Raw genomic sequence first — 23,243 nt, forward strand, 5'->3', positions numbered from 1 at the left:
CCCGGTCTGCTCGGTGACCCGGGCCATCGTCAGGATGTAGCCGTCGTCCGAGGTCACCGGCCCGATGAAGACCCACGCGCCGAGCGCGACGATCACCGTGACGTCCCGCATCGTCAGCCGCCACCAGCCGACCGGCGCCCAGCGCGGCGCGCGTCTCGCGGAGCCGGAGTCGCGGCGCCAGACCGCGATCATGCAGCCGATCAGCGACAGGATGGCGACCACGCCGACGCCGATCTTCAGCGCGGTCGGCGACGTCTGGTAGCGCGTGTCCGGCACGACCGAGACGTGCAGGCCGGCGATCGGGTCCTTGCTCGAGTTGATCGAGGAGTAGATGCCGACCACGCGGGGCCGGACGTCGCCGCCGGCGTGGAAGATCGGCGTCCCGGCCACGGCGAGGGTCATCTGCGTCGCGTCGACGTCCAGCTCGACGTCGCACTTCTCGGCGGGCAGCGGCTGCTGGGCGATCTGCTGGCCCTGGCTGGAAGCGAGCAGCACGCCGTTGTCGACGCGCAGCTGCAGGCCGACGCCCTTGCCGGACTTCGGGTCGGTGCGGCCGTCCGGCACGGTGGCGAAGAGCAGGCCGGGACCGCCGGTGCGGGCGTCCACCGAGCGGATGGCCGCGCACGGCAGCTCGGCGCGCAGGTCCTGGGCCCAGTACCCGGTCAAGGGCGCGTTGACGGAGCGGGTGTCGCTGCCGGTCGGCCAGACGACCTCCGCCGTGTCCTGCACCACCGGCAGGAAGGGGAAAGCCAGCGCGCACAAGGCCGAGAGCAGCCCCAGCGCTACGGCAATCAGACGCATCGGCGCAACGCTAACGGGTCAGACCGAGGCGCTTGACGCAGACCCCGGGTCACGCGGCGTGAAGCGCCCGTGGTGGAGCGCCTCGGTCAGGGGACGGCGGCTGCGCCAGCCGTGGCGCTCCAGGTCGGGCACGGTCTCCAGCTTGCTGACGGGCCCGACGCAGAGCCACGCGACCGGCCGGATGCCGGCCGGGACGCCGAGCAGCTCGCCGAGGAACGGCTCGCGGTAGAAGCTCACCCAGCCGACGCCGAGGCCTTCGGCGGTGGCGGCGAGCCAGAGGTTCTGGATGGCCAGGCAGACCGAGTAGAGGCCGGCGTCGGCGATGGCGTGCCGGCCGAGGACGTCGGGCGCGCCGCGGGCCGGGTCGTAGGTGACGACGATGCCGAGGCTCGACTCGAGGATGCCTTCGATCTTGATGTTCGCGAAGGTGCTCGCGCGGTCCTCGGTGAGCTGCTCCGCGAAGACCTCACGCTCCTCGTGGACGTGCTTCGCGAACGTCTCGCGCGTCGCGTGGTCGTCGACCAGCACGAAGTCCCAGGGCTGGGTGAGCCCGACACTGGGTGCGGCGTGCGCGGCCTCGAGGATCCGCAGCAGGGTGGCTTCGGGGATCGGCTCGCCGGTGAACTCGCCGCGGACGTCCCGGCGTTTGCGCAGGACTTCGTAGAACTCTTCGATCATCGGTTCAGGACCCATTCGACGGCTTCGGCCACGGTTCCGGCGGTTTCGGTTTCCGGTCTCGGTGGTCGCCGGACCAGCAGGACGGGTTTGCGGAGTTCGCGTGCCGCGGTCAGTTTCGCGCTGGTCTGAGCACCGCCGGAGTCCTTGGTGACGAGCACGTCGACCCGGTCGAGCAGCTCGCGCTCGGCAGCCACCTCGTACGGCCCGCGGGCGAGGATCAGCTCGTGGTGGCGCGGCAGCGGCGGCTCGGGCGGGTCGACGCAGCGGATCAGGAACCACAGGTCGTCCAGGTGCGCGAAGGCGGGCAGGCCTTGGCGGCCACTCGTCAGGAAGACGCGTTCGCCCAGTTCGGGGAGCATTTTCGCGGCGTCTTCGAGGTCGTCGGCCCAGTGCCAGATGTCGTCTTCGCCGGGTTCCCAGCCGGGCCGGGCGAGCCTCAGCAGGGGAGTACCCGTGTGTGCGGCCGCTTTCGCCGCGTTCGCGCCGATGCGCTCGGCGAAGGGGTGCGTCGCGTCCACGACGGCCTTCACGTCGTTCTCGCGCAGCCAGGCCGCGAGGCCTTCCGGGCCACCGAAGCCGCCTACGCGCACTTCGCCGACCGGCAGCCTTGGTCGTTCTACGCGTCCTGCCAGCGACGACACCACGCGGACGTCGCTTCTCACGAGTTCTTCGGCGAGGCTTCGTGCTTCGCCCGTGCCGCCGAGGACGAGGATCACGGCTTTCCGTACCCGACGGCCTCGCGCCACCGGTCCAGGGTGCGCAGGTTGGCGAGCGTCTCGGCCCAGGTCAGCTCGGGTGCTTGCCGGTCGTCGATGTGCGCGGCGACGTGGTCCGCTTCGCGCGCGAAGACGCCCTGGGTCGCTTCGACCTCGATGACCTCCGGCTCGCCGTCGGCCGGCGTCAGGACGATCCGGGAGACGCCCGGCTTGCGCAGCGGGTGGATCCACGCGGGCTCCGGCACGTACAGCTGGCCACGCGTGCCGAACACGCGGATGCCGTCCTCGCGGGTGAGGCGGATGCCGCAGGAGATCGTCGCGAGGATGTCGCCGGGCAGCCGCAGCAGGCCGGTCGCGTATTCGTCGACGCCTTGCGGGGACAGTTTCGCCATCCCGCTGACTTCGGTGGGCTCGACAACGTCCTGCCCGGTCGCGGCCTGGGCGACCAGCCGCGCCAGCGACGTGCAGTAGCAGCCGACGTCGAGGATCCCGCCGCCGCCGAGCGCCGGGTCGGACAGGCGGGCGGTCTCCTCCGGGTTGCTGTCGAAGGAGAACGTCGTGTCGACCGCGCGGACCTCACCGATCGCGCCGCCGGCGATCAGCTCGACCAGCCGCCGGGTCTGCGGGTGCAGGCGGTACATGAACGCTTCCATGAGGAAGACGTCGTTCCGGCGCGCCGCGTCGATCACCTCCTCGGCGTCGGCGGCGGTGAGCGTCAGGGGCTTCTCGCAGAGCACGTGCTTGCCCGCTTCGGCCGCGGCGATGGCCCATTCCTTGTGCAGCGCGTGCGGCGTCGAGACGTACACGGCGTCGACGTCCGGGTCGGCGAGGAGGTCTTCGTAGCTGCCGTAGGCCTTGGGGATCTCGAAGCGGGTGGCGAAGTCGCGGGCGCGGTCGCCGTTCCGCGCCGCGACCGCGGTGAGCGTGCCGTGCTTGCTCTCGTCGACGCCCGCGGCGAAGTGGGCGGCGATGGTCCCGGCGGCCAGCAGGCCCCAACGCAATTCCGTCACAACGACTCCGGTTGGTTCGCCCGGTCGCGGGCACTGGAATAGAGGAAGCTGTCGGGGAAGCCCGCGGCGGCGAGCACCCGGCCGACGAAGATGGTGGCGGCCCGCGTCATCCCGGCCTCGCGGACTCGCTGGGGGAGCTCGCCGAGCACCCCGCGCACGATGGTCTCGCCGGGCTGGGTCGCCAGCGCGACGACGGCGATGGGGCAGTCGGCACCGTAGTGGGGAACGAGTTCCGCGGTCACGCGCTCGACGTGGTTGATCGCGAGGTGAAGCGCGAGCGTCGCCTCGGTGGCGGCGAAAGCGGCGAGGGTTTCCTTCGGCGGCATCTTGGTGGAGCGCGCCTGGACGCGGGTGATCACCAGGCTCTGCCCGATTTCGGGCACGGTGAGCTCACGCTTCAGGACGGCGGCCGAAGCGGCGAAGGCGGGTACGCCGGGTACGACGTCGTACGGGACGTTCTTCGCGTCGAGCCGCCGGGCCTGCTCGGCGACGGCGCTGTAGAGCGACGGGTCACCGGAGCACAGCCGGACCACTTCGTGCCCGTTTTCGTGCCCTTCGACGAGCTTCCCGACGATCTCTTCGAGGCTGAGGTTCGCGGTGTCGATCAGCGTGGCCTCGGGCGGGCAGTACGCGAGCAGGTCGGGCGGGGTCATGCTGCCGGGGTAAAGGCAGACACCGCAGCGGGCGAGCAGGTCCCGGCCGCGGACGGTGATGAGGTCCGCGGCCCCCGGCCCGGCCCCGACGAAGTGCACGGTCATCGGCTGCTCCACTGCGTCACGGTCCGAGCCGGCGTCCACCCGGTGAAGCTCCCGAGCGGCGCCGCGCGTTCGACGGCGATCCGCAGCAGCTCACCACCTCGCTCGGCGTACAGGTCACCGAGGATCCGCTCGGCCTCCAGCGTCACCCCGTGCGCCACCAGCCGCGCGCCGGTGGACAGGCAGGTGTCCAGCAGGCCCGGGGTCGTCAGGCCGCCGCCGATGAAGATCGCGGCCGGTGCCGGAAGCGCGCTCAACGACGCCGGAGCCGGGCCCGTCACCACCTCCAGTTCCGGTACCCCCAGGTCCAGTGCGTTCCGGCCGATCCGCTCGGCGCGGTCCGGGTCCTGCTCGATCGCGATGGCGCGGTTCAGCTCGTGCAGCCGCGACCACTCGATCCCGACGCTGCCCGCGCCCGCGCCGACGTCCCACAGCAGCTCACCGGGGCTCGGCGCGAGCCGCGCCAGCGCCGACACCCGCAGGTCGCGCTTCGTCAGCTGGCCGTCGTGGGAGTAGACGTCGTCCGGGATGCCGATCAACGGCAGCGCCGGGCCCTCGCACGTCAGCGCGAACACCGTCAACGGCCCGGGTTCGCCCTCCCAGCCGTCGGAGATGCGCTCGTCCGGCCCGCCGAGGTTCTCCAGCGCGAACAGCTCGGTCTCGCCGTACCCGCGCACCGTCAGCAGAGAGCGCAACGACGCCGCGTCGGCCCCCAGGACGAGCACCCGCCGCCCCGGCGCCAGCACCCGGGCGACGCGGGCCGACGACCGGCCGACGAGCGTCACCACCTCGGTCTCCTCGGCGGACCAGCCCAGCCGGGCCCGGGCCAGTGTCACCGACGAGAGCGCAGGCAGCGCCTCGACCTCGTATCCATGGGCCACCAAGGTAGTGCCGACCCCCGACAAAAACGGATCTCCGCTGGCCAGGACGCAGATGCGTTCCCCGACGTGCTCCGCGATGACGGCGTCGAGCCCCGGCAGCAGCGGCGATGGCCACGGCTGGCTCGGGACGTCGGCGGGCAGGTAAGCCAGCTGCCGCGGCGCGCCCAGCACGATGTCGGCGCCGAGCACCAGGGCCTGGGCCTGCTCGGACAGGCCCGGCCACCCGTCGGCCCCGATCCCCACCACCGTCAGCCGTGTCCGGCGTTCCCGGGGCTCCCACCCCTCGGGAACGCCGTCGCCCTGGCGGGCGGCCGCGGGTCCAGTCGCAGGTCGGAGTGATTCTTCGCGCACGATTTCCCACCCTAAGCGAGCCCGGCGCTGTGCGATGATCGGCCGGTCGCCGAGCTGGAGGAGTGCTGTTGAAGCCGTACCCGTTCACCGCCGTCGTCGGGATGCCGGACCTGCGCCTCGCGCTCGTCCTCTCCTCGATCTCGCCCGCCGTCGGCGGGGTGCTGGTGCGCGGCGAAAAGGGCACCGCGAAGTCGACCATTGTCCGCGCGCTGGCGGGCCTGCTGCCGAGCGTGGACGTCGTGGACGGCTGCCGGTTCTCCTGCGACCCCGCGGCGCCCGACCCGGTCTGCCCGGACGGCCCGCACGACGCGGCGCGGAGCCACCGCCGGCCGGCGAAGCTGGTCGAGCTGCCGGTCGGTGCGGCCGAGGACCGCGTCGTCGGCTCGCTGAACCTCGAACGCGCGCTGGGTGAGGGCGTCACGGACTACCAGCCGGGCCTCCTGGCCGCCGCGCACCGCGGGCTGCTCTACGTCGACGAGGTCAACCTGCTCCACGACCACCTCGTCGACACCCTGCTCGACGCCGCCGCGATGGGCCGCGCGACCGTGGAGCGCGAGGGCGTCTCCGTGTCGCACGCCGCGCGGTTCGTGCTGATCGGCACCATGAACCCCGAGGAAGGCGAGCTGCGGCCGCAGCTGCTCGACCGGTTCGGGCTGACCGTCGAGGTCGCCTCCAGCCGTGACCCCGAGCAGCGCGTCGAGGTCGTCCGGCGCCGCCTCGCCTACGAAGCCGACCCGGACGGTTTCGCCGCCCGCTACGCCGACGAAGACGCCCGGCTGGCCGAAGAGATCGAGTCGGCGCAGAAGCTGTTGCCGGCCGTGAAACTCCCCGACGACGCCCTGCGCCAGATCGCCGAGATCTGCGCGTCCTTCGAGGTCGACGGCATGCGCGCGGACATCGTCACGGCGCGCGCCGCGGTCGCGCACGCGGCCTGGGCCGGTCGTGACGAGGTGACCACCGACGACGTCCGCGTCGCCGCTCGGCTCGCGCTGCCGCACCGGCGCCGCCGGAACCCGTTCGACGCACCCGGAATCTCGGAAGAGCAGCTGGAGCAGGCGTTGCAGGACGCCCAGCCCCCGGAGCCGGGCCCCGAGGACGACGGCCCCGGCTCGGGCTCGACGCCGGACGAAGCGCCATCCGAAGTGCCGCAAGGGGACGCGCCACAAGGCGAGCCGCAGCAGAAGCAGAACGGCGGGCAGCAGAAGACCGTCGGCGCGGGCGAGACGTTCAAGGCCCGCGTGTTCCGCGTCAAGGGCACGGGCGAAGGTGAGCGAGGACGCCGTTCGCGCGCGATCACCGACAGCGGGCGCACCATCGGCGTCCAGCCCCCGAGCGTCCGGGACGGCCGGCCGCACCTGGTCGCGACCGTGAAAGCCGCGGCGCCGCACCAGAAAGCCCGCGGCCGCGACGGCGCCGGGCTGAAGCTGCGCCGTCAGGACCTCCGCTTCGCGCTGCGCGAAGGCCGCGAAGGCAACCTGGTGCTGTTCTGCGTCGACGCGTCCGGCTCGATGGGCGCGAAAGCGCGGATGCGCGAGGTCAAGTCCGCGGTGCTGTCCCTGCTGCTCGACGCCTACCAGCGCCGCGACAAGGTCGGGCTCGTCACGTTCCGCGGCAACGCCGCCGAGCTGGCGCTGCCGCCGACGATCAGCGTCGACGCGGCCGCGTCCCGCCTCGAAGGCCTGCCGACCGGCGGCCGGACCCCCCTGGCCGAAGGCCTCCTGGAAGCCGCGAGGGTGCTGCGCGTCGAGGAGATCCGCGACCCGCGGCGCCGTCCGCTGCTGGTCGTCGTCACCGACGGCCGCGCCACCAGCGGGCCCGACGCCGTCGCGCGCGCCCAGGCCGCGGCCGGGCTGCTCACCGGCGTCACCACGATCGTCATGGACTGCGAAAGCGGCAAGATGCGGCTCGGCCTGGCCGCCGACCTGGCCGCCCACCTCGGCGCGGAGCACGTGCCCCTGGCCGACGTCGCCGCCGAGTCCCTCGCGAGCGCCGTCCGCGCCCGGACCGGGAAGGCCGCCTGATGCCGCAGGGGAAACCGGACGTCGTCCCGGCCGACGGGCTGACCACACGCCAGCGCCGCAACCGGCCGCTGCTCGCCGTGCACACCGGCGAGATGAAGGGCAAGTCGACCGCGGCGTTCGGGATGGCGTTGCGTGCGTGGAACCAGGGCTGGTCGATCGGGGTGTTCCAGTTCGTCAAGTCGGCGAAGTGGCGCGTCGGCGAGGAAGCCGCGTTCCGCGCGCTGGGCAAGCTGCACGACGACACCGGCGAGGGCGGGCCGGTCGAGTGGCACAAGATGGGCGAGGGCTGGAGCTGGGCGCGCAAGTCCGGCACCGACGAGGACCACGCGACGAACGCGCGTGAAGGCTGGGCGGAGATCAAGCGCCGGCTCGCCGCCGAGACGCACGACTTCTACGTCCTCGACGAGTTTTCCTACCTGCTCAAGTGGGGCTGGCTCGAAGTCGACGACGTGGTGTCCACTTTGGTCGACCGGCCCGGCCACCAGCACGTCGTCATCACCGGCCGGTACGCGCCGCCGGAGCTGGTCGAAGCCGCCGACCTCGTCGCCGAGATGACCAAGGTCAAGCACCCGATGGACGCCGGCCAGAAGGGCCAGCGGGGGATCGAGTGGTAGCGCGGGTGGTCGTCGCCGCGCCCGGTTCGGGGCACGGCAAGACCACCGTCGCCGCCGGGCTGATGGCGGCGCTGCGCGAGGCCGGGCACCGCGTCTCCGGGCACAAGGTCGGCCCCGACTTCATCGACCCGAGCTACCACGCGCTGGCGACCGGGCGTCCCGCGCGCAACCTGGACCCGTTCCTGCAGGGTGAGGACCGGCTGATCCCGTTGCTGCGGCACGGTTCCGCCGGTGCCGACATCGCCGTCATCGAAGGCGTGATGGGCCTGTTCGACGGCGCTCTGGGCACCGAGGGCTACGCCTCGACCGCGCACGTCGCCCGGCTCCTCGACGCGCCGGTGGTGCTGGTGGTGGACGCGTCGGCGGCGTCGCGCAGCGTCGCGGCGACGGTGCTCGGGTTCGCCTCCTACGACACGCGGGTGCGGCTGGCCGGGGTCATCCTCAACAAGCTGGGCTCGCAGCGGCACCTCGACGAGATCGCGTCCGCGCTGGAGGCCACCGGGGTCCCGCTGCTGGGAGCGTTGTACCGCAACGAAGAGATCCACGCGCCGAGCCGGCACCTCGGGCTCGTCCCGGCGGCCGAACGCGCCGACGACGCCCAGCGCGTGCTGCCGTCGTTGGCCGCGTGGGTGCGGGACGGCGTCGACCTCGAAGCGATCGTCCGGATCGCGTCCGGGGCCTCACGGCTTTCCGCTCCGGCCTGGGAACCGCCGGTGGTGGACGGACGGCGAGTGACCGTCGCGGCTGCCGGCGGTCCCGCGTTCACCTTCCGCTACACCGAGAACATCGAGCTGCTGGCCGCCTGCGGCGTCGACGTGGTCGACGTCGATCCGTTGCAGGACAAGAGTTTGCCGGAGGGGTGCGCCGGGTTGTACTTCGGCGGCGGGTTCCCCGAGGTGCACGCGGCGGAGCTGTCGGCCAACACGGCGTTGCGCGCCGAGGTGGCTTCGGCGATTTCCCGGGGCATGCCGGTCAGCGCGGAATGCGCGGGGCTGCTGTACCTGTGTCAGTCCCTGGACGACGTGCCCATGGTCGGCGCGGTGCCCGCGGACGCGAAGATGACGGCCCGCGGCAAGCTCGGTTACCGGCGTGCGGTCGCCGTCGAGGACAACGTCCTGGCCACGGCCGGTCAGCGCGTCACCGGGCACGAATTCCACCGCACCGAGGTCACGCCGTCGCACGGCGCGACGGCCGCCTGGGGCTGGGATCGGCAGCTGGACGGCTTCGCGTCGCCGACGCTGCACGCGTCCTACCTGCACGTTCACTGGGCCGGGTATCCCGAGCTGGCCCAGCGGTTCGCGGAGCGGGTCCGGGCTCATGGCTCTGTCTGATTCCGCCTCCGCGGGAGGGAGTACGTCGGCGGGCTACGACCTGCACCACCACGGCGATCGCGAGGTCGGGCCGGGGCTGGTCGACCTCGCCGTGAACGTCCGGCTGCCGCGGCCGCCCGCGTGGCTGCGGCGGGAGCTGGTGTCCGCGGTGGACTCGCTGGCGGCCTATCCGTCCACTGTGGACGCTGTCGACGCGGTGGCTCTCCGGCACGGTCGTCCCGCTTCGGAGGTCCTGGTCACCGCGGGCGCCGCGGAGGCGTTCACGCTGCTGGCTTCGGCTCTCCGGCCGCGGCACGCGGTGGTCGTGCACCCGCAGTTCACCGAGCCGGAAGCGGCTCTGCGCGCGGCCGGTCATGCCGTCTCGCGCGTGATCTTGCCCGAAGCGGACGGCTTCAAGCTCGACCCCGCGCTGGTCCCGTCCGACGCGGACCTGGTGTTCGTCGGCAACCCGACGAACCCGACGTCGGTCCTGCACTCGTCGGCAGCACTGCTCGCGCTGGCGCGTCCCGGGCGGTTGCTCGTGGTCGACGAGGCGTTCCTGGACGCGGTGCCCGGCGAAAGCGAAAGCCTTGCTCTCGGTGTCCCGGGCGTCGTCGTGCTGCGCAGCCTGACGAAAACGTGGGGCCTGGCCGGGCTGCGGGCGGGGTACGTGCTCGCGCCGTCGGACGTCGTCGAACGGCTGCGAGCGGTGCAGGTGCCGTGGTCGGTGTCCACTTTGGCCGGAGTGGCGACGGTGGCGTGCTGCCGCCCGGCCGCTTTGGAGGAAGCGGAAAAGCTGGCGATCGCGGCGGAAGCCGACCGCGAGTACCTGGTGTCGGGCCTGGCGTCCACCGGAGTCCCGGTCCTGGGCGACCCGCGCGGCCCGTTCGTGCTGGTGCGGGTTCCGGACGGCGCTTCGGTGCGGGCCCGGTTGCGGGAAGCGGGCTTCGCGGTGCGTCGCGGCGACACGTTCCCCGGCCTCGGGCTCGATCACCTGCGCCTGGCGGTCCGCGACCGCGCGACGACGGACGCGTTCTTGAGCGCGCTCGGAAAAATCTTGTAAACACCGACAGGGGGCTGTCGCCACCACCGCCGAGAGTGGGTGTCGCCGCCGGGAAAGGCCTGGCGTGACAGTGGAAGGAACGACATGCCCCGATTCAACGACGTCGCCTGGTTCGAGATCGGCGCCGCCGACCCGGCGGCCGCCGAACGGTTCTACGGCGAGGTCTTCGGCTGGAGCGTCGCGCAGGACGACTCGGCCAGCACCGATGCCGCCTACCGGGTGATCGACACCGGCGGTTCGCGCGGCGGGCTCTTCGCGACCAAGGGTGAAATGCCCGATTATGCGGTGTTCACCGTGCTCGTCGAGGACGTCGAAGCCGCGTGCCGCCGGGTCGAGGCGGCCGGGGGGAAGGTGCAGCGGCCGCCGGCCGTCAACCCGGTCGGCGTGACGTTCGCGCACGTGCTGGACCCGGCGGGCAACCACTTCTCGGTGTTCACTCCGCCAAACTGAGCTGCTCGACCACGCCGTACGGGATGTCGAGGTCCTCGCGCCGCAGCGGGCGGGGCGGGGGTACCTCGGCGGTGACCGAGACCGAGGTGATCCGGTCGGCGCGGAAGGCGCGGATCTCTTCGCGCAGCCGGCACCAGGCCACCAGGTACCAGTGCTCGGGCTTGCCGACGAACCCCAGCGGCTCGATGTCCCGCCGAGTCTCGGCGCCTCCACGGTCGCCGTAGCCGATGCGCAGGACGCGGCGGGTGACGAGCGCGTCGGCCAGCACGCGGGGGATCGGCGGGAGGTCGCGCGGGTCTTCGAGGAAGTGGACCCGGCCGGCCAGGGCCTCGGCCGCGGCGGCGTCGTCCTCCTGCATCGCGGCGACGAGCTTGCGCAGCGCCGAGCCCGCTTCGGTGCGGAACGGCGTGCCCGCCAGCCGTTTGAGCGCCATGGCCATCGCGACGGCTTCGCCAGGGGTCAGGTTGACCGGCGGCAGGGTGCGCGCCTTGTCGAGGCAGTACCCGCCGGTGCGGCCGGGTTCGGCGTAGATCGGCGTGCCCGACTGCTGCAGCGCGCTGATGTCACGCTCGACGGTGCGGGTGCTGACCTCGAACCGGTCCGCGAGCCAGCGCGCACTGCGCGGCCGCGGCGCGACGGCGCGCAGTTCTTCGACGAGGGCGTAGAGACGGTCGGTCCGGTTCACGGTCCGCACTTTAGGCGTGGGGTACGACGTTTTCAGGCGAGCGCGAGCAGCGAGGCGGCGACGGCGACCTCGACCCCGGCGCCGAGGACGTCGCCGGTGACGCCACCGAGCCGCTTGGTGCACCTGGCCAGGAGGGCCGCGGTCACGGCGTAGGCGAGCACCACGGCCAGCGGGCCTCGCCACCAGGCCATCCCCGGGAGCAGGGCGCTCGCGCCGACAGTGGCCACGCCGATCACGATCGCGGCCGTTCTCGGCACCGAATCGGCGACGGTGGCACCCAGTCCTTCCGGCCGCGCGGACGGCACCCCGCGCGCGCAGGACATCGAGAGCGTGCAGCGTCCGACGAGCACGCTCACGACGACGGCCTCGAGCGGCCGGTCAGCCCCGGCGAGCGCACCGACCTGGACGAGCAGGACGAAGACGAGCGTGGCGACACCGGTGGGCCCGGAGTCCCCGCGCCGCATGACGTCGAGAGCCTTGGCACGGTCGTAGGAGGCACCGAGGCCGTCGGCGGTGTCGGCGAGCCCGTCGAGGTGCAGCCCCCGGCTCCCGAGGGCGACGGCCCCAAGGGCAAGGGCGGCAACGGCGATCGTCGGGAGTCCGAGCATGCCTCCGCCGACGACGACAAGCCCGGCAACCGCAGCGAGCGGCAGCGCAGCAAGGGGCGCAAGCACCATGGCACCCCCGGCGACCCGCTGATCGATGACTCGGGGCGCCGGGACGGGGACCGTGGTCAGCGTCCCGACGGCCATCCGCGCGGAGTCGGTCCAGCGGCTCATGCCGGGTAGTCCACAGGCAACCCGGTGCGGGCGGAGTTGTCCACAGATCGCCGAGCGGCGGGTTTTGCCTGGTAGGAGCCGGTAGACTGGACCGGGGACGCCCCCCAGGGAGTGGCGGGGCCCGCCCTCATGCCAGGTCCGCCAGCAGGCCCATGTCGGCGATGATCGCCCGCGCCGCCCGCAGTGTCGGGACCGCCTGCACCGCCCCGCTCCCTTCGCCCAGCCGCAGCCCGAGGTCCAAGATCGGCTCCAGCCCCAGCGCCTTCAGCGCGAACGCTTGCGAAGGCTCCGTCGACCGATGACCGGCCAGCCACCACTGCTCGACCCCCGGCGCGATGTCCCGCGCGACCAGCGCCGCCGCGCCCGAGAACACCCCGTCCAGCACCACCGGGATCCGGTGCAACGCCGCCTCGACCAGGAACCCCGTCGTTGCCGCGACGCACGCGCTGCCCAGTGCCGTCAGCCGCTCGAACGGGTCCTCTACCCGGCCCGCGGTCCGCGCCAAGGCCGCGGCGACCGCCGCCGTCTTGCGCTCCAGACCGGACGCGTCCACGCCCGTCCCCGTGCCGACCACCTCGGCCGCCGGCAGCCCCAACGAAGCCGCCACCAGCGCCGCGCACATCGCCGTGTTGCCGATCCCCATGTCGCCTGGGATCAGCACGTCCGCGTCCGCTTCCTCTCGGGCGATCGCGCGGCCCGCTTCGAACGCCGCCTGCGCCTCACCCGGCTCCAAGGCGTCCTCGACGTCGATCGAGCCCGAGCCGCGGCGGATCTTGTGCGCCGTGACGGACTCCGGCACGTCCGCGCCGTCCCAGTCGACGCCCAGGTCGGCCACTCGGACCCGCGCGCCGACCTGCGCCGCCAGGACGTTCACGCCGCTCTTGCCGGCCAGGAACACCCGCACCATCGCCGCGGTCACCTCGCGCGGGTACGCCGAGAGCGCCGACACACCGTGGTCGCCCGCGAAGACGACCACCCGGACGTCGTCCAGCGGGCGCGGCGGCACGCTCCCGTGCGCCGCCGCCAGCCAGGCGGCGATCTCCTCCAGCCTGCCGAGCGCGCCGAGCGGCTTGACCAGGCCGTCGAGCCGCTCGAGCGCGGCGGTGCGGGCGGCGGGGTCGGGCACGGGAACGTCGAACACGGGCGCCTCCTGGCTACAGGTCGAGTGCCCGGCCCGCGACGACCAGCACGACCCGGTCGGCGTCGGCGGACACCCGGTTGTTCAGTGCGCCCAGCACATCACGGAACAGCCTTCCGGACGACGTTGCGGGCACCACACCGCTGCCGACCTCGTTGCTGACCGCGACCACCGGCACCCGCGCGGCGGACCAGGCGGCGAGGAAGTCCTCGAGCCGGTCGTCCAGCCGGTGCTCCCAGCCCGGCTTCTGCCGCCACGCGCCGACGTCGTCCAGCACGCGGGACAGCCAGGTGCCGAGGCAGTCGATCAGCAGCGGCTCGGTCGCCTTGCGGAGGGTGCCCGCCAGGTCGGTGGTCTCGACGGTCTTCCAGTGCGCCGGCCGCCGCGCCTGGTGCGCGGCCACCCGCGCGGCCCATTCGGGGTCGTCGTCACTGGCAGGAAGGCCGGGCGCGACGTAGACGAGGTGCGCATGGTGGGCGACGAGCCGCTCGGCGTGCCGCGACTTCCCCGAGCGGACGCCACCGAGGACCAGCACCTTGCCTTCGTCGCGTCCGTACCGGCGAAGGGCGCGTGCCAGGGTTTCGAAATACCCGGCGAGCCGGTGGGTCAGCCCCGCCGACGTTTTCTTCCCCGCGGAGGCGGCGTTGGGCACAGTCATACCCGGCATTGTGGTGCACGCGCTACCGTGCGCCACGTGCCACTCCGTCTAGGGACAACCGCTGCCGGACTCGTTACCGGATATGTCGTCGACACCCTGTTCGGAGACCCCCGACGGGGGCACCCGGTGGCGATCTTCGGTTCGGCCGCCGCGCGCATCGAACGCGCCGTGTGGGCGGACTCGAAGCCGCGCGGAGTGGCGTACGCGGGGTTGTGCGCCTTCGGAGCCGTCGGCCTCGGCGCCGCGCTCCAGACGACGACGCGGCGAAGCCCCTTCGCACGCTTCGCGCTCACTGCCGCGTGTACGTGGGTGGTGCTCGGCGGACGCGGCCTCGCCGCCGAAGGCGCCGAAATGGCCCGCCTGCTCGAAGCAGGTGAAGTGCCTTCGGCGCGTACGCGGCTGTCGCACCTCTGCGCACGCGACGCGACGACGCTCGACTCAGCCGAGCTGACCCGCGCGGCGACCGAGTCGATCGCCGAGAACACGTCGGACGCGGTGGTCGCGCCGTTGTTCTGGGGCGCGGTCGCCGGGATGCCGGGGCTGCTGGGCTACCGCGCGCTGAACACGCTCGACGCGATGGTCGGCTACCGATCGCCGAGGTATCGGAACTTCGGCTGGGCCTCCGCGCGCGCGGACGACGTGGTCAACCTGCTGCCGTCGAGGATCGGAGCAGCGCTCACGGCGTTGTGCGCGCCGCTGGCGGGAGGCCATCCGCGAGGGGCGTGGCGAGTCTGGCGCCGCGACGGCGGGCAGCACCCGAGCCCGAACGCGGGCCAGGTCGAGGCGGCGTTCGCGGGGGCGCTGGACATCCGGCTCGGCGGGACGAACAGCTACGGCGGCGAAGTGGAGAGCCGGTCGAGACTCGGTGACGGACGCGACCCGGAGCCGGTCGACCTGCGAAGGGCGGTGCGCTTGTCGCGCCTGGTGGGGCTGGCCGCAGCCGCAATCGCCGCGACCGCAGCCCCCGCCACTTCCTGGGGGGCGTCCCCTGTCCAGTCTATCGGTGCCACCCCCAAGGGAAGGGCCGTTCGGCGATCTGTGGACAACTCCGCCCGCTCGCGCCCGGCTGTGGACAACCTCCGGTGAGCGGCCTCCTCGTCGCCGGGACGACCTCCGATGCCGGCAAGAGCCTCGTCACCTCCGGGATCTGCCGGTGGCTGGCTCGCCAAGGCGTTCGCGTTGCCCCCTTCAAAGCGCAGAACATGTCCAACAACTCCATGGTCTGCGCCGACGGTGCCGAAATCGGGCGCGCGCAGTGGCTGCAGGCGCGCGCCGCCCGGGTCGAGCCCGAGGCCGCCATGAATCCCGTTCTGCTCAAGCCCGGCAGCGATCGGCGCAGTCACGTCGTCGCGCTCGGGAAGCCCTTCGGGACCCTCGAAGCCGGGGAGTACGCCACCGGCCGCGCCGGGCTCGCCGAAATCGCCTTCGCGGCCTACGAAGACCTCAACTCGCGCTACGACGTCGTCGTCTGCGAAGGCGCCGGCAGTCCCGCCGAAATCAACCTGCGCGGCGGCGACTACGTCAACCTGGGGCTCGCCCGGCGGTTCGGGCTGCCCGTGCTCGTCGTCGGCGACATCGACCGCGGGGGCGTCCTGGCCGCCATGTTCGGCACCCTCGCCCTGCTCTCCGCCGAGGACCAGGCACTCGTCGCGGGCTGGGTCGTCAACAAGTTCCGCGGCGACGTCGGCCTGCTGCGCCCCGGCCTGGACAGCCTCGAGAAGGTGACCGGACGGCCCGTGCTGGGCGTGCTCCCGTGGCTCGATCGCGTCTGGATCGACTCGGAGGACGCCCTGGCCGCCGCGGGCTGGCGCCGCGAGACCCACGGCGGCGGGCTGCACGTCGCCGTCATCCGGTTCCCGCGCGCGTCCAACGCCACCGACGTCGACGCCCTCGCCGCCGAACCCGGCGTCACCGTGACGCTCACCGCCGACCCCGACACCGTCGCGGCGGCGGACGTCGTCGTGCTGCCCGGCTCGCGCGCCACCGTGGACGACCTCGCCTGGCTGCGCGACCGCGGCCTCGACACCGCGTTGACGGCCCGCGCCACGGCGGGCCGGCCGGTGCTCGGCATCTGCGGCGGCTACCAGATGCTCGCCGAGTCCATTGTGGACGACGTCGAGTCCGGTGCCGGCGAGGTGCCGGGCCTCGGCTTGCTGCCGGCGCGGGTCACGTTCGCCGACGAGAAGGTGCTCGCCCGTCCGGCGGGGGACTGGCGGGGCACCCATGTCGACGCGTACGAGATCCACCACGGTTCGGTGACGCTGTCATCGGCGCAGGAGTCCTTTTTGGACGGCGTGCGCCAGGGTGCGGTCTGGGGCACGATGTGGCACGGCGCCTTCGAGAACGACGCCTTCCGCCGCGCGTGGCTCAAGGAAGCGGCGGCCCAGGCCGGGACCGGGTGGACCCCGGCGCCGGACGCTCCCGGCTTCGCCGACCTGCGCGAGGAGATGCTCGAGAAGCTGGCCGACGCCGTCGACGAGCACCTGGACACGGCGGCGCTGCGCACCCTGCTGGACCTGGGCGCGCCTAAGGACCTGCCGTTCGTCCCACCCGGCGCGCCCTAGCGGGGCACGGACGCGGTGAGCTTCCCGCTGACCTGCCGCAAGGTGCAGACCGCCTCCCGGGCCCCGGCGCCCCAGGACGACTCGGTCGGCACGTGCGCGGCGAACTCGATGCTGGGCGGCGGGGTGCCTTCGGTGAAGTACGCGGCCGCCGCGATCTGGCACAAGGGCTGCGCCAGCTCCTGCAGCTTGGTGAGCCGCGGGTAGGTCTCCCACCCGTTGCTGACGTCGACCCGCGCGGCGATCTGCTCGTCGTGCGGCACGTCGCAGGCGACCCGGATCACCTGCGCGGCGTCCGCGTCGGAGTCCAGGCAGTCGCCGATCGCCATGGCGTCGATGGAGTCCGGGGCGGTCGCCCGCGTGGCGTGCTGCGGCGTGAGCGCCACCCAGCCGACGCCGATCCAGAGCACGCTGAGCACCAGCCCGGCGACCGCCAGGCCGGTGCCGTCCCGGCCGTTGCGACTGAGCCGGATCAGGGCGCGGGTCCCGAATCCGAGGGCGAGCGGGACCAGTCCGAGCAGCCCCAGGACGAACGTCGCGATCGCGAACCCGTCGGTCCCGGGGGACTCGACGGGTCCGCGGACCGTCGTCTGGTCGTGGCTGGACAGCGTCGAGCGCGTTTCGTCGAACAAGGGTCCCCCTCCGGAATCCCCCGACCCGGCGGGGAAATCCTAAGGGATCAGGCCGGCCCGAAGATCACGACGCGGCGACGGCCGCGGCTTTCTTCGGCTTCAGCGCCTTCTCCGCGAAAGCGCCGAACGCCAGGCCCAGCGCCAGCCACAGCGTCACCTGGGTGCCGATCGAAGCCGTGCGGAAGCTCCACAGCGTCGAGGCCGGGAACTCCGCCGGGACCTCGTCGACCACCGGCATCAGCCAGGCCACCACGCCGATCACGACGAGGTAGCCCGCCGCGGCCAGCAGGAAGCCGCTCCACGCGCCGAAGCGGTCCGCGAGCTTGCGGCCGAACACCGTGGCGAGGATGCCCGCCAGCAGCGACACCGCGACGAACCCGAAGTACAGCTCGGTGCGTGAGCCGATCGTGCCCGCCTGACCCACCGCCGGCGGGTTGGCCGGGTACTTCAGGAACGGGACGAGGAACACCACGGCGAACGCGCCGCCGGTGAGCAGCAACGCCGTCAGCCGGGGGCGGAGGTTGCCGAGGCGGCCCTGGGCGAACGCGAAGGCGAGCGAAAGCAGGCCGCCGATCGCGACGCCGTAGACCACCACGCCGGTGAGCAGCCCGACGGTGCTCTGGATGTCCCGGGGGACCAGCTCTTCCTCGTGTTCTTCGGCGGGGGCGGCGCCCGCGTCGTGGGAATGAGCGTGGCCGCCGGACTCCTCGAGCCCGATGGCGGTGGTGACGGACGGCTCACCGAAGGCGTAGGCGAACCCGAACGCGAGCACGCCGGCGATCAGGCCCGCGAGCATGCCGCGGACCAGCAAGGTCTTCATCATGGGAGGTCGTGCCGCCGATCAGTGGCAGGGGAAGGCCAGCAGGTGCCGGCCGTCGTGCACGAACTCGTGGACGTAGTTGTTCGCGAACACCGAGGTGGCGCCCTGTTCGGTGCTCACGAAGTACAGCGCGATCAGGGCGAGGAGCACCACGAACACCGCCCACGGCACGATCTCACGGATCGGGATGCGGATCGGGAGCGGGACGGCGGGAACTGCCGTGTGGGACATGAGCGTGGCCTCCTCGGGCTTTCGCGGCCTCATCGGGGACTGCACGAAGGGATCCGGGTCTGGCTTCCCCCTGGCGGGGGTCACAGTGGCGCGACCGCGCGGACTTGCACCGCGTTCCGGAATCTCCTCGTCTGGCCGGTTGAGCGTAGGTCCGCCGTTTGGGCCGCGTCAATGTGACAATGCCGCGGTGACTCGAATGGTGGCGGCCCTCGATGTGGGCGGGACGACGATCAAGGCGGCACTGCTGGACGAGCAGCTCCAGCCCAGGGCGACGCTGCGCGCGGAGACGGCGCGCAGCGCGGACGGCACGGCGCTGGCCGCGCAGGTGGTGGACATCGTCGCCGCGCTGGCGGAGCAGGCCGGCACCGGGAGGCCGGCGGCGGTCGGGGTGGTCGTGCCCGGGATCGTCGACGAGGAGACGCGCGTCTGCCACTTCTCGGCCAACCTCGACTGGCGCGAGGTCCACTTCGGCGAGCTGCTGGAGGAGCGGCTCGGGCTGCCGGTGGCGTTCGGGCACGACGTCACCGCGGGCGGCATCGCCGAGTTCCGGGTGGGCGCCGGGCAGGGCGCGACGAACGCGGCGTTCATCCCGGTCGGTACCGGGATCGCGGCCGCGCTGCTGCTCGACGGCCGGATCCACCGCGCGCACGGGCAGGCGGGCGAGGTCGGGCACATCGACGTGGGCCACCCCGGCAAGTGCGGCTGCGGCGCGATCGGCTGCCTGGAGGCGATTTCTTCGGCGGCGGCGATCGCCCGGAGGTACACGGAACGCACGGGCCGCGCGGCCGACGGCGCCCGCGAGGTGGTCGACCTGGCCCGCCACGGCGACGAGGTCGCGGTGGCGGTGGTCCAGGACGCGCTGGACGGCTTGGGGCACGGAATCCGGACGTTGCTGACGCTGCTGGGGCCGGAGGTGATCATCCTCGGCGGCGGCCTGTTCACGGCGGCGGACTACGTGCTGGAGCCGGTGCGGGAGTGGCTGGCTTCGCACCTGACTTTTCAGCGGATGCCGGAGTTGCGGATCGCGAAGCTGGGGGATGAGGCCGGTCGGTTGGGGGCGGGGTTGCTCGCCATGGATCGGCTCGCGGAGTTGTGACGCGGCCCCTCAGGCCAGGAGGACCTCGACCCCCGCTGCTTCGAAGGCGGCTACCTGGTCCGGGGCCGCGCCCGCGTCCGTGATCAGCTGGTCCACCGCCGTTGTGTCGCAGATGCGGGCGAACGCGTGGCCGCCCAGCTTGCCGCCGTCCGCGATCACCGTTACCTGGCGTGCTCGGGATGCCAGCAGGCGGTTGATGCTCGCTTCCCCTTCGTGGTGGGCGAACGCCCCTCGCTCCGCGTCGAACGCGTCCACGCCCAGGAACACCAGGTCGAGGGTGATCTGGTCCAGGAACAGGCTGGCCAGTGGCCCGGTCAGCTCGAACGAGTGCTGCCGGGCCACGCCGCCCGTGACGACGATCTTGATGTTCGGGCGGACCGCCAGCTCGTGGGCGATGTTGAGCGCGTTCGTCACCACCGTCAGCGCCGGCGAGCTGTCGCGCCGCTGCGCCAGCTCCGGGCGCAGCACCAGGGCGCGGGCGACCTCCGTGCTCGTCGTTCCGCCGTTGAGCCCGAGCACCATGCCGCGTTCGACCAGCCGCGCGGCGGCCGCGCTGATGCGCTGCTTCTCCGGCGCCTTGCGCGCGGCCTTGTGCCGCAACGGCAGGTCGTACGCCACGTTGCTCGCCACCGCGCCGCCCCGCGTGCGGGTCAGCAGCCGGCGACCGGCCAGGTGGTCCAGGTCGCGCCGGATCGTGGCGGCGGAGACGTCGAGCTCCTCCGCGGACGCCTCGACGTCGATCTTTTCCCGCTGCCCCACCATGTCCAGCAGTGCGCTGAGCCGTTCGTGCCGGTCCAAACCAGCCTCCTTCGCCGCCCTCCCCGACGACAAAGGTAGTCAGAGTGCCCGCAGGAAAGCCAGCGACGGCATGAAGAAGTACTCACCACCCCGCAAGGTCACCGCCTGCGGCACCGGATCCGCCGTGCGCCGGCCCGATCCGCCCCACTCGACGGTGTAGTCCGACGGCGCGCGCTCGCCCTGCCCGATCACTGGGTCCAGCCCCGGCGTGACGCCGTCGACGATCGGGAAGCCCGGGTTGTCCGCCCAGACCGCCTGCGTGAACTCGAACTGGTTGCCCAGCACCGAGTTGAACGCCATGAACAGCAGCCCCACCCCGCCGCTCGGCCGCGCCGCGGGCGGGACGTCGGCGTTCGGGTCGTCCGGCCGTTCGCCGTAGGTGACCCCTCGGCGCGCCATCAGGTGCAGGCGCTCGCCGGGCGGTTCCTCGGCGCCGCCGGACCCGCGCGGGTTCGTCTTGCGGATGTGCGCCTGGAACGGGCACTTCACCGCCGCGCGGTCGCTTTCGTAGGTGAAGTTGTTCGACACCGGGCTTTCCGCGCCGTCTTCGCGCTGGGTGGTCAACGGCGTGCCGTCCTCGAAGCGGCCGATGATCATCGCGCCCGCGCGCTCCCGGCCTTCGCCGGTGAGGCCGAGCGTGTCGGCCAGGTCCGCCTCGGCCTGCTTGAACCGCCGGACGTTCTGCTCCAGCTTGCGGAAGACGAAGTAGCTGCCGAAGTGCACGGCCGGATCGGGGGCCGCGGTGTCCGGCACCAGCACCTGGGACAGCGGTGCCGCCGGGTTCCAGACGTTGATGCCGTCGGTGTTGTTCTTCTCCGCGTCGACGTCCTCGGTGAGGAACAGCGGCTGGCTCCGGCCGTCGACGTACCCGAAGTGCTCGATGCCCTCACCGCGCGCGTTGACGCGCCCGAGGCCGGTTTCTTCCGCGAGCACGGTGACGGAATCGGGCAGCAGGCCCAGGATTTCGTTGCGCCGCGCGGTCATCGCCTTGTCCGTGGCGTCGCCGACGAGCACGACGGCGTGGATTTCCCCGTGGTAGCCCGGATCGAACGTCGACCGCGGCGGGTCGTTCAGCTTCCGCCGGGTCGCCGGAGCCGCCATCCCGCGCAGGAACGCTTCGTCCTGCGGGAAGTTCTCGACGCCCAGAGCGCGGTAGCCGGCTGCCGTGAGCCCGACGCCGACGTACGGCGTGCCCGCCGGGCCGCCGCCCTTGAACGCGCCGACCTCGTCGAGGTGGGCCTTGGCGGATTTCATCTTCCCGGTGACCGAGACCAGGAACGCCCGCGCTTCCGCGGCGTCGCCGAAAGTCAGCAGCAGCGCGGAAAGGTGGTCGCGGACGTGGGCCTTGAGGATGTTCGGCTGCAGTTCGCCGAGCATCACCCCGGCGTCCCCGGTGGCAGTGGTCCAGGACAGCGTGGTGGACAGGTCGACACTCATGGCGGGCTCCCCTCCCGTGTGGACGATCGCAGGCGCACGACCGGCCGAAGTTCCCCCTCGCCGGCCGTGCCCCCTGGAACCAGGTTGCCGTCGCCACGATGCCGCGTGCCACCGAAACCGGGGCATTCACACGAAAGATTAAGTTGAACGCCGAACCGTTCGCCGGCAACGAAAAACGCGGGCCCCGCGCGGGGCCCGCGTTTTCCGTTCAGCGGATCAGTGGGTCAGCGGATCAGTACCACCACTGCGTCTGGCCGCCCGAGATGAAGTCCCACAGCTGCAGCCGCGTGCCGTTGGCGCCGACCGAACCCTCGCCGGTCAGGTAGCGGTTGTTCGAGGGGCTCTGGAAACGCAGGTAGCCCTCCGGGATCAGGGTGTCGGCCCACCACTGGTTCTTGCCGCCGGCGACGTAGTCCCACAGCTGGACCTTCGTGCCGTTCTTGCCGATCGTGCCGAGGTCGGCGTCGAGGTAGCGGCCGCTCTGCACGTTCTGGAAGCGCAGGTAGCCCTCCGGGTTGCGGGTGACGTAGAACGCCTGGTTCGCGGCGTACACGTCGCAGTCCCACAGCTGCATCTTCGTGCCGTTGGCACCGATCGTGCCCAGGTCGGCGTCCCAGCACCGGCCGAACTTGGCGGACTCGATCAGGTAGGCGTCGGCCTCGGCGACCTGCGCGCCGGCGACCCCGGGGGTGGACCGGTGAGCGGCACCCACCTTCGCGGGCCGCAGCTTGATCCCGCCGGCGAGCGTCGAGACCGCGGTCCCCTTGCCGTCGGCCGGGGCCGCGCCGGCCTGCGGAACGGCCACCAGGCCGAACAGGCCCGCCGCCGCGGCGACCGTCACCATCAGCCGCTTCATCTTCGTCATCGTTCCCCTTTTCGTCGATTCACCTGTGCTCGCGGGGAAGAAGGCGGGCACGAACCGGCCCCGGGCCACTGCGGACCCGGCGCGTGGACGTGCCGGCGAATCCCCCTCGCGGAGACCGTCAAACCCCCGAAAGCGGTCTCCGAAACCATCATTCAGTGCGCTCCGGCCCTCGTCGAGGTCATTTCCGCGAGGGGACAGAACGCACGTCAGACGTGTAACGGAACGGAACCGGCGCCGATACAGGGGCAGACACCGGGGGGAGCACTTGCGCATCGAGCTGACCTTGGCCGACCTCGTCCGCGTCGGGCTCGCGGCCGCGGCCGACCCGATGGGCGAGCTCGCCGCGAGCCTGCAGGTCCTGCAGCGGCGCGACGGCGGCCGCGCGGCGGCTTCGGCGGCGTTCAACCGGTGGCGCTACCGGGTGTGGCAGAGCCTGCCCGACTCGGCCGCGGTGCTGATGTGGCTGTGCCGGCCGGACGCGCCCATCCCGGAGTTCCTGCTGCCCGCGGCGGGCCGCTACGAGCTGGAGTCCGGGCTCACGGCGGTGCTGAAGACGGAACCGGTGAGCCTGAAGACGGCGTTGCGCACGGCGCCGGCCGACCGCGACCTGCCGGCGTGGGCCGCCGCGCTCGCGGACGGCGACACGGCGGGCCTGCCGCGATTGGTCCAGGCCATGCGCGACTACCACGAGCTCGCGCTCGCCCCGGCGTGGGACACGGTGTCCGGACAGGTGGACGCCGACCTCGGGATGCGCACGCAGCTGCTGCTCCACGGCGGCGTCGACGCGCTGCTGACCGGCCTCCGCCCGCTGGTGCGCTGGGAAGCGCCGGCCCTGGAGACCGACGACCGCATCGCCGGCACGGTCCCGTCGGAGGGCACGGGGCTGCTGCTGG

The 23,243-nt window shown here is 72.6% G+C and carries 24 protein-coding genes and 1 pseudogene; 9 read left to right on the forward strand and 16 right to left on the reverse strand.

Features of this window, described 5'->3' with window-relative positions:
- The 6 genes from ABZ342_RS46390 to cbiE form a co-directional block, all read right to left on the reverse strand.
- Nucleotides 1-801 (reverse strand): arabinosyltransferase domain-containing protein (locus ABZ342_RS46390; RefSeq protein WP_360487754.1); only part of this gene is annotated, 801 nt, incomplete at its 3' end.
- A gap of 18 nt (nt 802-819) precedes the next feature.
- Nucleotides 820-1,479 (reverse strand): 5,6-dimethylbenzimidazole synthase, encoded by a 660-nt coding sequence (gene bluB / locus ABZ342_RS46395; protein WP_360487757.1) that lies wholly within the window; start codon nt 1,477-1,479, stop codon nt 820-822.
- Entirely contained in the window at nt 1,476-2,195 is a 720-nt protein-coding gene (locus ABZ342_RS46400) for a cobalt-precorrin-6A reductase (RefSeq protein WP_360487760.1), read from the reverse strand. The genes bluB and ABZ342_RS46400 overlap by 4 nt, the downstream gene beginning before the upstream one ends.
- The gene (locus ABZ342_RS46405) at nt 2,192-3,205 is read right to left on the reverse strand and encodes a Gfo/Idh/MocA family oxidoreductase (protein WP_360487763.1); all 1,014 of its coding nucleotides are present in this window, start codon (nt 3,203-3,205) and stop codon (nt 2,192-2,194) included. Before ABZ342_RS46405 ends, ABZ342_RS46400 begins: the two co-directional genes overlap by 4 nt.
- Nucleotides 3,202-3,963, reverse strand: a complete 762-nt coding sequence (gene cobM / locus ABZ342_RS46410; protein ID WP_360487766.1) for a precorrin-4 C(11)-methyltransferase — start codon at nt 3,961-3,963, stop codon at nt 3,202-3,204. Before cobM ends, ABZ342_RS46405 begins: the two co-directional genes overlap by 4 nt.
- Nucleotides 3,960-5,087 carry a precorrin-6y C5,15-methyltransferase (decarboxylating) subunit CbiE gene (gene cbiE, locus ABZ342_RS46415; protein ID WP_360487769.1) on the reverse strand — a complete coding sequence of 376 codons (1,128 nt, stop codon included), beginning with the start codon at nt 5,085-5,087 and terminating at the stop codon, nt 3,960-3,962. Before cbiE ends, cobM begins: the two co-directional genes overlap by 4 nt.
- A gap of 173 nt (nt 5,088-5,260) precedes the next feature.
- Between cbiE and ABZ342_RS46420 the strand changes: the two genes are divergently transcribed.
- From ABZ342_RS46420 to ABZ342_RS46440, 5 genes are all read left to right on the forward strand, one after another.
- Entirely contained in the window at nt 5,261-7,213 is a 1,953-nt protein-coding gene (locus tag ABZ342_RS46420) for a putative cobaltochelatase (protein WP_360487772.1), read from the forward strand.
- Entirely contained in the window at nt 7,213-7,827 is a 615-nt protein-coding gene (cobO, locus tag ABZ342_RS46425) for a cob(I)yrinic acid a,c-diamide adenosyltransferase (RefSeq protein ID WP_360487775.1), read from the forward strand. Before ABZ342_RS46420 ends, cobO begins: the two co-directional genes overlap by 1 nt.
- The gene (locus ABZ342_RS46430; protein ID WP_360487778.1) at nt 7,821-9,158 is read left to right on the forward strand and encodes a cobyrinate a,c-diamide synthase; all 1,338 of its coding nucleotides are present in this window, start codon (nt 7,821-7,823) and stop codon (nt 9,156-9,158) included. Before cobO ends, ABZ342_RS46430 begins: the two co-directional genes overlap by 7 nt.
- The gene (cobC, locus tag ABZ342_RS46435) at nt 9,145-10,200 is read left to right on the forward strand and encodes an Rv2231c family pyridoxal phosphate-dependent protein CobC (protein WP_360487781.1); all 1,056 of its coding nucleotides are present in this window, start codon (nt 9,145-9,147) and stop codon (nt 10,198-10,200) included. Before ABZ342_RS46430 ends, cobC begins: the two co-directional genes overlap by 14 nt.
- Before the next feature lie 84 nt (nt 10,201-10,284).
- Complete coding sequence (locus ABZ342_RS46440) at nt 10,285-10,650, forward strand: VOC family protein (protein ID WP_360487784.1); 366 nt, start codon at nt 10,285-10,287, stop codon at nt 10,648-10,650.
- Here ABZ342_RS46440 and ABZ342_RS46445 read toward each other — a convergent pair.
- The 4 genes from ABZ342_RS46445 to ABZ342_RS46460 all read right to left on the reverse strand — a co-directional run bounded on the left by ABZ342_RS46445 (nt 10,634) and on the right by ABZ342_RS46460 (nt 13,910).
- Nucleotides 10,634-11,335 carry a YafY family protein gene (locus tag ABZ342_RS46445; RefSeq protein ID WP_360487787.1) on the reverse strand — a complete coding sequence of 234 codons (702 nt, stop codon included), beginning with the start codon at nt 11,333-11,335 and terminating at the stop codon, nt 10,634-10,636. The two genes, ABZ342_RS46440 and ABZ342_RS46445, sit on opposite strands and share 17 nt — an antisense overlap.
- Before the next feature lie 32 nt (nt 11,336-11,367).
- Nucleotides 11,368-12,114 carry an adenosylcobinamide-GDP ribazoletransferase gene (locus tag ABZ342_RS46450; protein ID WP_360487790.1) on the reverse strand — a complete coding sequence of 249 codons (747 nt, stop codon included), beginning with the start codon at nt 12,112-12,114 and terminating at the stop codon, nt 11,368-11,370.
- Between the two features lie 127 nt (nt 12,115-12,241).
- A complete protein-coding gene (gene cobT, locus ABZ342_RS46455) occupies nt 12,242-13,255 on the reverse strand; it encodes a nicotinate-nucleotide--dimethylbenzimidazole phosphoribosyltransferase (RefSeq protein ID WP_360487793.1) in 1,014 nt (337 codons plus the stop codon).
- Nucleotides 13,256-13,268: 13 nt separating this feature from the next.
- A complete protein-coding gene (locus ABZ342_RS46460; protein ID WP_360487796.1) occupies nt 13,269-13,910 on the reverse strand; it encodes a bifunctional adenosylcobinamide kinase/adenosylcobinamide-phosphate guanylyltransferase in 642 nt (213 codons plus the stop codon).
- 36 nt (nt 13,911-13,946) lie between these two features.
- On the opposite strand from ABZ342_RS46460, the gene ABZ342_RS46465 reads away from it, so the two are divergent.
- Entirely contained in the window at nt 13,947-14,996 is a 1,050-nt protein-coding gene (locus ABZ342_RS46465; RefSeq protein WP_360487799.1) for a cobalamin biosynthesis protein, read from the forward strand.
- On the forward strand, nt 14,993-16,474 hold the full coding sequence (locus ABZ342_RS46470) for a cobyric acid synthase (protein ID WP_360487802.1): 1,482 nt from the start codon (nt 14,993-14,995) through the stop codon (nt 16,472-16,474). The genes ABZ342_RS46465 and ABZ342_RS46470 overlap by 4 nt, the downstream gene beginning before the upstream one ends.
- On the opposite strand, the gene ABZ342_RS46475 is transcribed toward ABZ342_RS46470, so the two are convergent.
- The 3 genes from ABZ342_RS46475 to ABZ342_RS46485 all read right to left on the reverse strand — a co-directional run bounded on the left by ABZ342_RS46475 (nt 16,471) and on the right by ABZ342_RS46485 (nt 18,154).
- Nucleotides 16,471-17,103, reverse strand: coding sequence for a septum formation family protein (locus tag ABZ342_RS46475; protein ID WP_360487805.1), 633 nt, complete (start codon nt 17,101-17,103; stop codon nt 16,471-16,473). The genes ABZ342_RS46470 and ABZ342_RS46475 overlap by 4 nt on opposite strands.
- Nucleotides 17,104-17,167: 64 nt before the next feature.
- The gene (locus ABZ342_RS46480; RefSeq protein ID WP_360487808.1) at nt 17,168-17,926 is read right to left on the reverse strand and encodes a CbtA family protein; all 759 of its coding nucleotides are present in this window, start codon (nt 17,924-17,926) and stop codon (nt 17,168-17,170) included.
- A gap of 18 nt (nt 17,927-17,944) precedes the next feature.
- Nucleotides 17,945-18,154: a CbtB-domain containing protein gene (locus ABZ342_RS46485; RefSeq protein ID WP_360487811.1), complete on the reverse strand. Its 210-nt coding sequence runs from the start codon at nt 18,152-18,154 to the stop codon at nt 17,945-17,947.
- Between the two features lie 196 nt (nt 18,155-18,350).
- On the opposite strand from ABZ342_RS46485, the gene ABZ342_RS46490 reads away from it, so the two are divergent.
- Nucleotides 18,351-19,250 (forward strand): ROK family protein, encoded by a 900-nt coding sequence (locus tag ABZ342_RS46490; RefSeq protein ID WP_360487820.1) that lies wholly within the window; start codon nt 18,351-18,353, stop codon nt 19,248-19,250.
- Between the two features lie 9 nt (nt 19,251-19,259).
- Here the strand turns inward: ABZ342_RS46490 and ABZ342_RS46495 are convergent, their stop codons facing one another.
- The 3 genes from ABZ342_RS46495 to ABZ342_RS46505 all read right to left on the reverse strand — a co-directional run bounded on the left by ABZ342_RS46495 (nt 19,260) and on the right by ABZ342_RS46505 (nt 22,350).
- A complete protein-coding gene (locus ABZ342_RS46495) occupies nt 19,260-20,048 on the reverse strand; it encodes a DeoR/GlpR family DNA-binding transcription regulator (protein ID WP_360487814.1) in 789 nt (262 codons plus the stop codon).
- Between the two features lie 39 nt (nt 20,049-20,087).
- The gene (locus ABZ342_RS46500) at nt 20,088-21,485 is read right to left on the reverse strand and encodes a Dyp-type peroxidase (RefSeq protein WP_360487817.1); all 1,398 of its coding nucleotides are present in this window, start codon (nt 21,483-21,485) and stop codon (nt 20,088-20,090) included.
- A gap of 232 nt (nt 21,486-21,717) precedes the next feature.
- A complete protein-coding gene (locus tag ABZ342_RS46505) occupies nt 21,718-22,350 on the reverse strand; it encodes an RICIN domain-containing protein (protein WP_155541740.1) in 633 nt (210 codons plus the stop codon).
- A gap of 265 nt (nt 22,351-22,615) precedes the next feature.
- Here ABZ342_RS46505 and ABZ342_RS46510 point away from each other — a divergent pair.
- Nucleotides 22,616-23,243 (forward strand): annotated as a pseudogene (locus ABZ342_RS46510) (ArsR family transcriptional regulator); the annotation flags it as partial.

It is taken from the genome of Amycolatopsis sp. NPDC005961 (assembly GCF_040629235.1).
GTDB classification, from domain to species: Bacteria; Actinomycetota; Actinomycetes; order Mycobacteriales; family Pseudonocardiaceae; genus Amycolatopsis; species Amycolatopsis camponoti.